Here is a 12571-nt window from a genome sequence, read left to right as displayed (position 1 = left end):
GACCTTTGAGCCGTTCTGCTGTCTCTTTCAATAATGCTTTGAGTCCCCCTGTTAGTTCCAACATTGCTCAGATCTCCTTTCGGTATATATTCTTAGTCTATCTTACTCTCTCGGAACTATTTATTTCTTGGAAGTCCCTTAACGTGAGTTCGGGTTAAGCAGAGCCTAGAGACTGAAGTCTCTGCTCATGATGCAAAGTCCGCCTTCGCGGACTAAGAGAATAGTCCGCGAAGGCGGACTTTGTACTATTAGCCTCGATTTCAATCGATGGCGGTACTCAAACGAAGCAAATATCCTTAACCCGAACTCACGTTACTTAGTCCGCGTAGGCGGACTTTGCATTCCGAGCGGCGGTTTCTAACCGCTTAGATTATATGTAGCAGTACTCGTGTTTATGTCTTGGAAGTAGCTTTAAAGGTATTAATAATTTGCTCGAATACTGGCATGGCTTGCTGAGAACTTTCGTTATCGTACACGTACGTTACTTGAAATATCTGGTTGCCTGTCTTAAATAACCCGATCGATTCCTTGAGTTGAATACCTTGAACATTCACATCGATACTCAATCGAACGATTTGACGAGAGCCGACATTTAGGATTTGATTCTCGACTAGCGTAAACTCAGGTGGGAGCATTGAAGGGATAAATTTTGCCATCATCTCCTGAATTTCTGCTAATGACACACTTGCCGGAATCGGTAGCTGGGTGACGAGCACCATACTCGGAACCTGTTGTGAATCGGTACTAGTCGCAATCGCTCTCACGATCGAAGGATCGTTCTCGAATACCTGCATTATTGATGCCATCGAAGGGAACATCTTGGCAGTTTGAGCGATCGCGGCTCTAGTCTGAGCATTAGACGGTGAGCCACCTTTGAATCCAGTAGGTAGTTTGAACTCGACTCCATTACCTTTGATTGTACGACTACTATCATAGATGGCAATGCGATCGATAGTAGTCGCCTGAACAGCCGCCGCAGGTGGTGTTGCGGCAATAGCCGATAGATGAGCACTCAATCCGAGTAGTGCAATATTGAAACCAATTCCATAAAGAAAACGCACGATCGATACCTCGCAGGTGTGAAGTAGCAGTGCGAACCGCTACAGTTTAGATTCAATTTTAATCCCTACTTTTTTAATTGGGTGTGTTCTAGATCTCCATGTATCTAGAATTAGAAATTAATCAGACCTATTTTCGGTACTCAAAAATGATAGTGGTTGGCTCATGTTGTCGGCAAAACCCAGAATTCCCCGATCGCGATATTCGTACAATAACTCTCCTCGATCGTCAAATAAAAAGGTACCACCCCGTTGCGTGAGATAGGTAGGATCGGGTACATAAGTGTTCCAATTACCCAATACTTCCGCCATATTTCGCAGCCTCAATGTTGCCAATTCAAACGGGCGTTGAAAACCGCTACCACCTGCTACATTGAAAAAAGATCCCTCGATCGGTGGTAATGGTTTGGCACGTACGATCTCGCCAGCTTGGATTAATTGGGGTGCAGATCGATCGCCTTTATACCCCCGAAATACCTCTCTCAGAGTGCCAGGACTACCAATTCCCGCACACATTAGAATGAGATTAACCCAAGCATTTTGAGCTGATGAAAAATTGGGTAATTTGAGTGATAAGCCTGGATAAAGATCGAGTTGTGAATGTAGTTTGGCGCGATCGTCGATAAATAACCATTCAGCAGGAAATCCAGTGAAATTACAGAACTTTTCGCCAGCAGATCGATCGCCAATTCCGACCATCCGCACGGTTAAACCTGTAGACTCGATTTGTTTTCGCTCGCGTTGTAGCCACCAAGCATATTCGAGACTATCAAAATCACCCAATTGCGGACAGATGATAATCAGCAGCCGCGTAGCTGGATTACACCCACTCAAAATCGGGACTACTGCCCCATCGCTGACCCGCAGCCGCTCGGTTTGCTGGAAGATAGAGTAAACATTATTCATAATTTCTGAAACTTGACTTTTAAGCCGTCGCGGGGGTGGAGTGTGGGAATCGGATCGAGGGTGAGATTTTGGTTGGGTAATAGCTCCCAACTATTCCGCCGCAGCAACATCGCGGCAATGATTTTGAGTTCCATCTGCGCGAATGCCATCCCGATACAGATCCGCGCACCACCGCCGTAGGTGACAAAGGTATAGTCAGAGGGCTTATAATCCGATCGATCTGGGTCGAATCTGTCAGGATCGAAAGTATGGGGTTGGGGATAAACCGCCGCATCGAAATGCGCTTCAGGAATCCGATAGAGCAGTTGCCAACCCTTAGGGACGCGATAACCGTTAAATTCAAATTCTTTGACTACACCCCGAAAACCGCCGCCAATTGGTGAATACATCCGCTCGACTTCACGGAGGACTCGATTCTCCAAGGAGAGGCTACGCCAACGAGATAAGTCATCTGTTTTAAACTATCGATCGAGATCGGTGTATTCCTCCCAATCTGCTCTTGCTCTGCTCTTGCTCTAGCCAGAACTTCGGAATTTTGCGCCAGTGCCAAACATAGGGATGCAATCAGCGATGTCGTCGTCTCGTGTCCGGCAAATAGCAATAGTAACGCCTGCACTTTTAGTTCGGCAACACTGAGCCGATTTCCCTCTTCATCCTGACTTTGTACCAATAATCCTAAAGCATCCTGAGTGGGGGATATCTGCCGCTCCAAGACTACTTGCTCGATATGTGCGAGTAAGCAATCGCGGGCAGTTATCGCCCGTCCATAGGTCGTATAGCTCCATTTCAAGGGCAAAGTAAATAAACCATTAGTCAGTTCGGTAAATAGCCGACTCAACTCAGTTGTTTCTGCACCTGGTTCGCTGCCAATGAGTAAGACACTCGCGATTTCAAAGGTAAGATTTTTGAGTTCGGGAAACCAAGTTAAGTCACCTGTCTGTTCCCACTTGCTGAGATATCGATCGGTTATTTCGGTCATGGTGGCGACATAGTTCATCAACGCTTTCCCATGAAAAGCTGGCATCAATAATTTGCGATTGCGCTGATGCTCGGCTCCCTCTTGCAGAAATAGCGACGCTCCCAGTAACTCCTTAAAATTATCTGGCCAACCATCGCGCCATGAAAATCGATCGAAATGGGTCGATAAAATAAATTTATTCGCTGCTGCCCCACTCATAACCACTGTCGGACGACCGATAATATTAGTCCGAAAAATTGCCCCATACCGTTGACGACGCTTGGTCGCAAAATCGGGATCGGTTAGAAATGAAATAGTTTCCCCAATCCAGGGTAAGCCAGATTTTCCAGGCGGTAGGGGTAAAGTTGAAGTGGTTGGTTTGTTTTCGATCGTCATGACAATAATGATGTGGGGAGATGCTTTGAGTCCTGTAGATCGCCCGAACTAGTCGTTTGGTTGCGCTCGGTCGCAAATTCGCTTAAATATCACTATATTAGACTGAGGTTTAGGCAATCTCATATCAATTTAAACAAAGATCCCGACAGATAGGTTTGCAGACTCCAGATGCAGCAAAGCTTTCCACATCCAAAATCCAAAATTGGATCGTGGAGATCTGCTCGACATCCGGTGGCTGATGGCAATCTCGATCGAGGCAGTGTTAAATTACGTAAATAATCTCGTCAAATCTAGAATTTTTATGCAGCTTACCTGGCTAGACAATAACTCATGGCTGATCGAATTAGGCGGCAAAAATATTTTATTAGATCCCTGGCTAGTGGGCGATCTGATTTTTGGAAACCAGCCCTGGTTGTTTCATGGTACCAAAACAGTCGCTCGATCGTTACCCAAGCAGATCGATCTGATCTTGATCTCGCAAGGATTACCCGATCACGCGCATCCACCGACGTTAGAGATATTAGATCGATCGATTCCCGTAGTCTGTTCCCCTAATGCACTCGAAGTCGTCCAAAAGTTTGGCTATCAGCAAGTTACATCCTTAGCTCATGGCGAGAGCTATCACTTTGCCGACATCGAGATCGAGGCAGTACCAGGATCGCCAGTCGGCCCCACCACGATCGAGAATGGTTATATCGTGCGGGGTAATGGCACTAGTCTCTACTATGAACCCCACGGCAATCACTCCCCAGTGCTGGCAGAAAAAGGCTCGATCGATGTCGTAATTACACCCTTAATCGACCTCAAATTACCACTATTGGGTGCCGTCATCAAAGGTCGAGCTACTACCCTCGCACTATGCGAACTGCTCAAGCCGCAGTTTGTCTTACCCACAGCCGCAGGTGGTGAAGTTAAGTTCGAGGGCTTACTGGTGTCGATTTTGCACACTGAAGGCACAGTGGCAGAGTTTCAGACTTTACTCACAGCCAAATCTCTAGGAACTAAAGCGATCGATCCACAGCCCTGGCAGCCTTTTAGCCTGGAACTGGCTCATGTTTAAATTAATTGATAATTGATAATTAGGTTCTTAAAGATGGAGATTTAGACCCCGATGGGCGGTTTCCCCGATTCGTGACAAGTTAAGAAAATCCGAGAGTTGTCAAGGGGAGAAAGAAAAGATGTAAAACTCTTACTAGCAGAGAGTTAGATCCTACCATGTGACCCATGCCCCAAAAGCGGAAAACAAATCGCGACCATGCCAAGCGGCAGCAACGCCCAATAATGGAAGATGAGGTAGTAGCAGCACAATTAGAACAGCTAGTCACGCCAGCAGTGTTATCACAAGAGAAGTACTATCGCCAACTCGGAATGAGAGAGCGTGGCGGGTCACCCGCCCAGCACAGAATCTTGAATCTGCCGCTGATGGTAGCAGCGGTGCTGACATTAATCTGGAGAGATGTAGCTGGGGTACTGCCCGTTCGCTCATTTTAGAGAAGGGAAGGGAATTAAGTCCTACGGGGCTTGAGATGCAAGCTGTAAATAGAGTCCGGTAGTCTCAACAGCGAAAGTATCTGTCGATGAAGGGCGGAAAGCGTTGTAACAAAGATGGAAGTATCGGGTAGCAAATAGAGAGTGAGGTTATCGAAAGCCTTCAATAATTGCTCGGCAGAGGGGCGTTCTGTTGCTCTGTTGGGATTACCATCATAAAGACCAGCTAACTTTTGTTTAGAGGCGGATATAGCCTCTCGAACAACAAATTCTATCAAGGTAAACACCTTGCTTGAGCAATGCTGCAATCAAGGGAATATCATCAATCCGCTCTGAACTAATTTCCATGCGTAGCCTCTGGCAATCTCAAAAACTGCTAATAGCCTACCTTGCAACTGCCCATCTTCTGACAGGCTGTCAGAATTGTCCGATACTTTATCCCTCAAGGCTTTAATTCTCTTCCCTTTCTAAAATGAGCGAACGGGCAGCGGTTTGACAAAGGCACAGCTTAGAATCGCTGCCCACCTTATTTATTATTCACGATCGATTTAATCAAAGTCGATTTTAGGTGTACCCATATTTCTTAATAAACCAAATTTTTACAAATTGAGTTAGCACACAATAGCAAGTCAGGATGCCAGCTAACCACAGAAAATAGACGGCTGGTAACGGTACAAATCCCAAACTAGACGCAAGTGGTGAAAATGGCAAATACATCCCGATACACATCACAGTAGCGGTAATTAGCAACATCGGTAAAGAAGCCCGACTCTGGAAAAAAGGCACCTTCGCTGTCCGAATGACGTGGACGATCAGAGTTTGAGTCATCAGACTTTCGACAAACCAGCCTGTTTGGAATAAAGCTTGATGCTCTACAGAGTTCGCTCCAAATACAAACCACATGATGGCATAAGTGGCATAGTCGAAGATCGAGCTAATCGGGCCGATGAAAATCATAAATCGCTGGATATTTTCAATCTTCCACTTAGGCGGCTTGACTAGATCTTCTTTATCTACGTTATCGAAAGGGATACCCGTTTGCGAAAAGTCATAGAGAAGATTATTGATGAGGATCTGAACTGGTTGTATCGGTAAAAATGGCAAGATGGCACTCGCCCCCAACACACTAAACATATTCCCAAAATTAGAACTAGTACCCATTCTGATATATTTAACTATATTAGAAAAAGTCTGACGACCGATCGTGACTCCAGACTCTAATACTAATAAGTTTTTTTCGAGTAAAATAATGTCTGCCGATTCTTTGGCAACATCAGCGGCTGTATCGACTGAAATGCCGACATCGGCTTCGCGTAAAGCGGCGGCATCATTGATACCATCGCCCATATATCCAACGATGTTACCTGCTTTGCGTAATACCTGAATAATCTTGGCTTTTTGGGTGGGAGAGAATTTGGCAAAAATAGTGGTGGTTGCAGCAACTTCGGCTAATTTATCATCGGCTAAAGATTCAAGATCGCTACCTAATAAAACATTTTGGACGGGTAAGCCCACATCTCGACAGATTTTCCGCGTAATAATCTCATTATCTCCGGTCAAAATTTTGACATCGACTCCATTGCGGTTGAGTGCTTTGAGGGCTTGGGCAGCGGAATCTTTGGGCGGATTGAGAAAGGCAACGTTTCCGAGTAGAATCAAATTACTTTCATCGGCGATCGCGCAGTGAGATTGTTCGAGTGGAATCGTCTTATATGCCACTGCAATCACCCGTAGCCCATCAGAATTTAGTTTTTGTTGTAAATCGGCAACTCTAGTATGAACTGAGGCATCCATTGGCAAAATCTGGTCATCGACTTTGAGCTGAGTGCAGACTTTGAGGACTTCTTCAACTGCACCTTTGCAAATTAAAACATGGTCTTTGCCCGTCTCGGCGATGATGACAGACATCCGCCGCCGCACAAAGTCAAACGGAATCTCATCAAACTTATGGTAGTCTTTATCGATGTCTAAAGATGTCAGTTCTTGTTTGCGCTCTAAGACTGCGACATCCAATAGATTCTTTAATCCAGTCTGGTAAAAGCTATTGAGATAAGCATATTTAAGCACATCCAAACTTTCTTTTCCATAGGGATCTAGATGTCTTTGTAAAACGATTTTGTCTTGGGTAAGCGTGCCTGTTTTATCATCAGTACAGAGGATATTCATCGAGCCAAAATCTTGAATCGCATCGATGTTTTTAACGATCGCCTTTTTCTCAGACATCGAGATTGCCCCTTTCGCCAAATTTGCCGTGACAATCACAGGCAACATTTCGGGAGCCAATCCCACCGCCACTGATAAAGCGAAGGTGAACGCCTCTACCCAATTGTGTTTGACGATGCCGTTAATTAGAAATACGAGCGGAGCCATGATCAGCATAAACCGCAATAGCAGCGTCGTCACACTATTTACTGCTTTATCAAAACTGGTGCGGACTCTGGTACCGCCGAGTGTTTTCGCTAGAGATGCCAGATAAGTATGACTGCCAGTTTCGGCGACCACAGCAGTACCAGAACCACTAACTACAGTGGTACCCATAAAGCAAAGATTGACCAACTCCAGCGGGTTTTTCTCTTGCTTATCGATGAGATCTACGTGTTTTTCGGCGGGGAGAGATTCGCCTGTGAGGGTAGATTGACCGAGAAATAAATCCTTGGCAACAATCAGCCGCAGATCGGCGGGAATCATATCTCCGGCTGACAAAAGGACGATATCTCCAGGTACGAGCAACTTCACCGCAATTTCTGTTCCAGCGATCCCTTGCTGCTCTTTTGGTGCGGTAGTTTTAGTATTACTCTGACGATTCACCGCTGCTGTAATGCTCACCATTGCTCTTAGCTTTTCGGCGGCTTTGTTCGACTGAAATTCTTGGGAAAAGCGCAGCAATCCACCAAAAATTACCATGATCGTAATGATGAGAGCGGCTGTTGGACTTCCGGTTAATAGTGAAACGATCGCTAGTACGATTAGTAATAATGAGAGGGGATTTGTTACCGTTTTTAGCAGTTGGATATACCACTTCAGCGGTTTTTCGCGGGCGATCTCATTTAGCCCAGATTTAGCCAATCGCCGCTGGGCTTCGGTTTCAGTTAGCCCTTCCAGTGAAGTGTCAAATAATTTTAGAACTCCATCTACATCTTTCTGAGCAATATCGATAAGTGCATTGGATGAATCTCCAGAATTGGCATTCCGACTGGAATTATTCATAAAGTAGTTTGATTTAGGTTATTATATTGTCGGGAATTCGGAAGTTATTAAGTACTGCGATCGATCCTACTTTGATACTGTGAGGATCTTGTGAGGTAGTTATATATTGAGGTAGTGGATTGCGAATAATAAAGAGCGAGAATAATGGCTCAACTCATTTTGGTTCGGCATGGTCAAAGCCTCTGGAACGCCCTCAATAAGTTCACGGGATGGGTTGATGTACCCCTGAGCGAACGCGGTCGTGCTGAGGCGACAATCGCCTCCTGTCGGCTCAGTGGGTATCGAGTGAATGTCTGTTTTACCAGTAAATTAATTCGGGCGATTGAAACAGCAACAATTTGTCTAACCGAACGTGATGACATCTGCGGGGGCAAAATTCCGATTATTAAACACGAGCAACCCGATCCAGATTGGCGCGGCTGGGATAACTACGACGGGAATCCGGCTGAAGAACTACCTATTTTTACGAATGCTGCTCTTGATGAGCGGTTTTATGGTGATTTGCAGGGTTTAAATAAGGCGGATACCGCTGCTAAGTACGGCAACGAACAGGTGCAGCAGTGGCGCAGATCTTATAGTGTCCGACCTCCGGGCGGGGAGAGTTTGGAGGATACCCAACAGCGGGTGGTTGCTTATTTTAACAGCCGGATTCTGCCCCATTTGCTCGCAGGTGATAACGTCCTAATTGCGGCACATGGTAACTCCTTGCGATCGATTATGATGATGCTCGACGGGTTGAGTCCAGATGAAGTGACAGCACTAGAACTGGCAACGGGTGTACCGATTGTGTATGAACTGGATGCTATGGGGGGATCGATCGGCAAACAGATCCTAAATGATTGATATTTATATGATGGCACTATCGAATCTGAATTGATTTGATTTCTTTCGATCGCATAGCGTCTCCGAATAGGAGAATCCCGAATTATTGGAGCGGATAAATAGCTATATTTCGATCGATTTTTCTTTTGTTTCGGTAACTCAGTACACACTTTTGTGATGAAAGGTAAGAACTATGTCGCTGATTTATAACAAGTACTTAAACCAATTTATCTACGATCCTGGTGAAATTCAGGCAATTGATGAACTCAAAAACTCACCACCGCTAACCAACCCTTTAACTCCTAAAACGAAAACAAATCGAGGTCAATTCTTTCTTTGTAGCCCTAAGATACCAAAACCTTCGCAAGTGGGTCGAGATAGTAACTCTTTCTCGACATGGAAAACCAACAGACTGGCTATTCTCATGACAGTGTGCGGTTGGATTGGCATCGTACTCTATCACCTCGACCATCCTGTTAGATTTAGTCTAATTGGGCTATTCTTTTATCTCTGCTGTGATGGACTTTCATTGCTATTATTGAACGGTGCACTTGTTTTATTCGATCTATATTTCGATACTCGCGAGCGTCCCTATCTCATCACCCTCAAATTATTTTCATACAAGTACGAAATTATGCGAGCGGCCCCCTTGTTGGCCGATTTAGAAAGGAGGGGATTTTTTTTTCGCGAACTTAGAAGGGTGTCGATCGTAAGATTTCCGAAAATGCTCTTCCTCTTGCGCGAAAAATTTAGCTATGACAACATTTTTCTCACATCTGACTTCGATCGACTTCGTTCTCGCAGCACACAAAGACAAGCGATAACAGCAGAACAACAACTTGTAAGTGAAATGGTTCGGAATCCTGAGACTAGAAGAAGACTGAAATATGGAGATCCCAGACTTCAAGAATTTTTAGAGAAGTTTAAATCTCGTAGAAAAGTATCTTCAAGAGAAGCTTACCTAGATCTGATTTCACTATTTTTTATCTCAATTCCTAGTGAAGATGGTATTTTTCTTGCTCCACCGATCTTACTTGGTATCAATAACTGGACGATAACTCTATTTGCCTTTTTGTTTGGGTTTGTTCACTTTCCCCAATACTCTACTATCAATTGCTTGAGAATCGTATTTACAGCTATGTTGAAGATAGTATTTATACTACCAAAATATGGACTATTAACCTGTATTGTGGGTCATATTGTATTCGATCTATTTTGTTTTTATGCAATTATTATTAAATCTTTGCAGGAAGCGAGGAATTGCTAAGTTTGTGAAGACACAGCCCGTCATTTGGACGATCTTGAGATCTAATTGCCTTTGAACTTGAAGCAGGCTAAAGCTACTGTAGGGCATATTTAAAGACCAAGGAGACGCTTAGATAGTAGTATAATATTACTAACTGAATGTAACATTGACGCTACCAGATTTAGATACTGAATTTTATCTTCGTTTGCGTAGCATACTGGAGGTAATTGATTATGATGATGCAAGGGCGGGTTGAGTCCAGATGAAGTGACAGCAATAGAACTAGGAACGGGAGTATCGATCGTGTATGCACTGGATGCTGCTGGAGATTCGATCGGCAAACAGATTCTAAATGATTGACATCACAATCTAGCAGGCTAGAAAAATTGCGATCCAGAAAGTATGTTAAGATAATATTATCCCACCATCTAGTAAGATTCAGTCATGAGCGCGAAAGTAAGCATCACATTAGATGAAGAAGTTTTGGAGTTCGTGGATCGATCGAGCAAAAATCGCAGCCAATTTATCAACGAAATATTGTCCAAAGAAAAAAAGAGACAATTTTTGAGAGAGTTGGAGAATGCATACACCGAACTAGTAAATGACCCCGAATATCAAGCTGAGATTGAGTTATGGGATGTCACAGTGGGAGATGGAATCGATGCCTAGTGGCGATCTACGGTACCGGAGAGGAGAGATATGGTGGGTGAATTTAGATCCGACGGTGGGCAACGAAACAGCTAAAAAACGCCCCTGTGTAATCCTTCAGAATGATGTAGGCAACGCAAGATCTGACACAACGATGGTAGCTCCTTTATTGAAAGGCTCAAAAACTTACCCTTTTGTGGTCAACATTGAAGCGACGATCGATAATGGACTAGACGAAAATAGAGGAATTCATCTCGAACAAATGAGGGTTGTTGACAATCGAAGAATCGATAACAAGCTGGGAACATTAGAGCATAAGTACTGGAGCGAAATAGAGAAGGCTGTTTGTATAGTTTTGGGCTTTAATAAAATTTTCGATCCAGACATTGGGAATTAGGTAAAATGTGTCTTTGAAGCAGTATTTCAGGAAAAATATGCGATCGTTGTGAAAATACATCACAGAGAAAGCAATAATGGAGCTAAATGAGCGGAAATGAGAGCAGGATGAGTGGACTCGAGCGTAAAATCTTCCTCGATTCTAGACATCTTGCTAAACATCTGCCAGATACAGAGCAAAGTAATCGGCTACTACGGCGGGGGAGAGCCGCCCACGTATTTAACGATGAAGCTGCTCTCTTGCGGGTGGCTCAAGTTATCATAGAAGGAGGAATCTATACGGGGTTTGCCAGAGGCTACGATCGTTATGGGTTGTTATTCACAGAAGCAATCGGCGTTCGGCTTAGTCCTGAAGGTTCGACTCTCCTTTTATTCTATGGTGAGGTAAAGATTGATGCAGATAACCAATACCATCCCGTCCCCCGAACTCGACCCAGTGAAGAATAACTGGAGCTTTCTCGAAGTGTGGATCGATCCAATGCAGTCACCACCATATGTTTTGCTGTTGTTGGGGGATAAATCTGGTAGTTGCCATATTCTCGATCCTGCGGCACAGTACAAATCGATTAACAGTTGTGATACTTACGATGAGGCACAGCTTTGGTTATTAGAAGATGAGTACGAGCCAATGGAAGGAAGAATATCAGATGCTGAAATGAATTTGGGCAACCCGTAAATTCAGATTCGATTACCTCCGGTACGCTTCGCGATCGAACCTGAATTAATTCGATTTCCTGCTCTCGATGCCGATCTCCTGAGAAATAAGATCGAACAATTTATCGATGGTTGTGAAAGTACATCAGAGAGGGATAAGTAATGGAACTAAATGAATTGCCAGGATCGGAGTTAATCTTACCTGGGTTGGAATATCTTTACAACGGTAGAAATAATACAATTGGGTCGCTATTAATCTCGATCGCATCTATCCGTTTAACTGCCGCAGGATTGGATATTCCGCAGGTGTCTCTAGTCTCAGAGCCGGAACTTGCTTTGTACAATTATCTTCAGATCGATCGAGATGATGCTTATTCTTACTATAATGCTTTGTTAAGTAGTCTCAACAGCTTTTGTGCTGCACTCGAACTGAACTCCAAATATCAATAAATTAGGAGTATTGAATCTGAGTCGTCACAATTTTAGTTCCAGATAATATCCCAATTTGGAGTGATGTCCAGAAACTTTCTGGATATCATGCTAATTTAGGACAATATACGGAATGTCTTGATGACGCATCAGGCTCTCAGCCGATGTTTTTCTGGATATCACCCCAGTTTTCAGGGAATAGGCGTAAACTTTCCGTATACATAGGGCTTGCTGAATTAGTCCCTGATGCTGTTCTAAAGCCTGAACTCCTTGCTAAAAGATGGTTTTGTTGCAAATATTCTCACTCGATCGCCAGATTCAAGCGATCGAGTGCAAGGGTTCTGAGCCTTTCAACGTCAAAAC

11 protein-coding genes and 2 pseudogenes are annotated in these 12571 nt (G+C 44.2%); 9 read left to right on the top strand and 4 right to left on the bottom strand.

The genetic code is table 11. The features are described from left to right. Positions 1 to 392: 392 nt before the first annotated feature. The 3 genes and pseudogenes from ACEW9J_RS08805 to ACEW9J_RS08795 all read right to left on the bottom strand — a co-directional run bounded on the left by ACEW9J_RS08805 (position 393) and on the right by ACEW9J_RS08795 (position 3318). The gene (locus tag ACEW9J_RS08805; protein WP_373544760.1) at positions 393 to 1061 is read right to left on the bottom strand and encodes a hypothetical protein; all 669 of its coding nucleotides are present in this window, start codon (positions 1059 to 1061) and stop codon (positions 393 to 395) included. A 117-nt stretch (positions 1062 to 1178) separates the two neighbouring features. After that, on the bottom strand, positions 1179 to 1964 hold the full coding sequence (locus ACEW9J_RS08800) for a peroxiredoxin-like family protein (RefSeq protein WP_373544759.1): 786 nt from the start codon (positions 1962 to 1964) through the stop codon (positions 1179 to 1181). Then, positions 1961 to 3318: pseudogene (locus tag ACEW9J_RS08795) on the bottom strand (cytochrome P450). Before ACEW9J_RS08795 ends, ACEW9J_RS08800 begins: the two are co-directional and overlap by 4 nt. Before the next feature lie 301 nt (positions 3319 to 3619). On the opposite strand from ACEW9J_RS08795, the gene ACEW9J_RS08790 reads away from it, so the two are divergent. Continuing rightward, the gene (locus ACEW9J_RS08790) at positions 3620 to 4378 is read left to right on the top strand and encodes an MBL fold metallo-hydrolase (protein WP_373544762.1); all 759 of its coding nucleotides are present in this window, start codon (positions 3620 to 3622) and stop codon (positions 4376 to 4378) included. A 218-nt stretch (positions 4379 to 4596) separates the two neighbouring features. Then, positions 4597 to 4788 (top strand): annotated as a pseudogene (locus ACEW9J_RS08785) (hypothetical protein); the annotation flags it as partial. 582 nt (positions 4789 to 5370) lie between these two features. Here ACEW9J_RS08785 and mgtA read toward each other — a convergent pair. Further along, positions 5371 to 8013 (bottom strand): magnesium-translocating P-type ATPase, encoded by a 2643-nt coding sequence (gene mgtA, locus ACEW9J_RS08780; RefSeq protein WP_373544758.1) that lies wholly within the window; start codon positions 8011 to 8013, stop codon positions 5371 to 5373. Positions 8014 to 8157: 144 nt separating this feature from the next. On the opposite strand from mgtA, the gene ACEW9J_RS08775 reads away from it, so the two are divergent. From ACEW9J_RS08775 to ACEW9J_RS08745, 7 genes are all read left to right on the top strand, one after another. Next, positions 8158 to 8856 carry a 2,3-bisphosphoglycerate-dependent phosphoglycerate mutase gene (locus ACEW9J_RS08775; protein WP_373544757.1) on the top strand — a complete coding sequence of 233 codons (699 nt, stop codon included), beginning with the start codon at positions 8158 to 8160 and terminating at the stop codon, positions 8854 to 8856. Between the two features lie 172 nt (positions 8857 to 9028). Continuing rightward, positions 9029 to 10102, top strand: coding sequence for a hypothetical protein (locus ACEW9J_RS08770; protein WP_373544756.1), 1074 nt, complete (start codon positions 9029 to 9031; stop codon positions 10100 to 10102). A 423-nt stretch (positions 10103 to 10525) separates the two neighbouring features. After that, positions 10526 to 10750 carry a hypothetical protein gene (locus ACEW9J_RS08765; RefSeq protein WP_373544755.1) on the top strand — a complete coding sequence of 75 codons (225 nt, stop codon included), beginning with the start codon at positions 10526 to 10528 and terminating at the stop codon, positions 10748 to 10750. After that, entirely contained in the window at positions 10743 to 11126 is a 384-nt protein-coding gene (locus ACEW9J_RS08760; protein ID WP_373544761.1) for a type II toxin-antitoxin system PemK/MazF family toxin, read from the top strand. The genes ACEW9J_RS08765 and ACEW9J_RS08760 overlap by 8 nt, the downstream gene beginning before the upstream one ends. A 107-nt stretch (positions 11127 to 11233) precedes the next feature. Then, positions 11234 to 11572: a hypothetical protein gene (locus tag ACEW9J_RS08755; RefSeq protein ID WP_373544754.1), complete on the top strand. Its 339-nt coding sequence runs from the start codon at positions 11234 to 11236 to the stop codon at positions 11570 to 11572. Next, positions 11520 to 11801 carry a hypothetical protein gene (locus tag ACEW9J_RS08750; RefSeq protein ID WP_373544753.1) on the top strand — a complete coding sequence of 94 codons (282 nt, stop codon included), beginning with the start codon at positions 11520 to 11522 and terminating at the stop codon, positions 11799 to 11801. Before ACEW9J_RS08755 ends, ACEW9J_RS08750 begins: the two co-directional genes overlap by 53 nt. A 140-nt stretch (positions 11802 to 11941) precedes the next feature. Beyond that, positions 11942 to 12229: a hypothetical protein gene (locus ACEW9J_RS08745; RefSeq protein WP_373544752.1), complete on the top strand. Its 288-nt coding sequence runs from the start codon at positions 11942 to 11944 to the stop codon at positions 12227 to 12229. Positions 12230 to 12571: the final 342 nt, after the last annotated feature.

The organism is Chamaesiphon sp. (genome assembly GCF_041737865.1).
In the GTDB taxonomy this organism is placed as follows: Bacteria; Cyanobacteriota; Cyanobacteriia; order Cyanobacteriales; family Chamaesiphonaceae; genus Chamaesiphon.
This window is presented reverse-complemented; position numbering and strand designations above follow the sequence as displayed.

Bases quoted from the DNA above. Each gene is read 5' to 3' on its own strand.
- ACEW9J_RS08800 (WP_373544759.1), bottom strand. From the start codon at position 1,964: ATGAATAATGTTTACTCTATCTTCCAGCAAACCGAGCGGCTGCGGGTC.
- ACEW9J_RS08790 (WP_373544762.1), top strand. From the start codon at position 3,620: ATGCAGCTTACCTGGCTAGACAATAACTCATGGCTGATCGAATTAGGC.
- mgtA (WP_373544758.1), bottom strand. From the start codon at position 8,013: ATGAATAATTCCAGTCGGAATGCCAATTCTGGAGATTCATCCAATGCA.
- ACEW9J_RS08775 (WP_373544757.1), top strand. From the start codon at position 8,158: ATGGCTCAACTCATTTTGGTTCGGCATGGTCAAAGCCTCTGGAACGCC.
- ACEW9J_RS08770 (WP_373544756.1), top strand. From the start codon at position 9,029: ATGTCGCTGATTTATAACAAGTACTTAAACCAATTTATCTACGATCCT.
- ACEW9J_RS08765 (WP_373544755.1), top strand. From the start codon at position 10,526: ATGAGCGCGAAAGTAAGCATCACATTAGATGAAGAAGTTTTGGAGTTC.
- ACEW9J_RS08760 (WP_373544761.1), top strand. From the start codon at position 10,743: ATGCCTAGTGGCGATCTACGGTACCGGAGAGGAGAGATATGGTGGGTG.
- ACEW9J_RS08755 (WP_373544754.1), top strand. From the start codon at position 11,234: ATGAGTGGACTCGAGCGTAAAATCTTCCTCGATTCTAGACATCTTGCT.
- ACEW9J_RS08750 (WP_373544753.1), top strand. From the start codon at position 11,520: ATGCAGATAACCAATACCATCCCGTCCCCCGAACTCGACCCAGTGAAG.
- ACEW9J_RS08745 (WP_373544752.1), top strand. From the start codon at position 11,942: ATGGAACTAAATGAATTGCCAGGATCGGAGTTAATCTTACCTGGGTTG.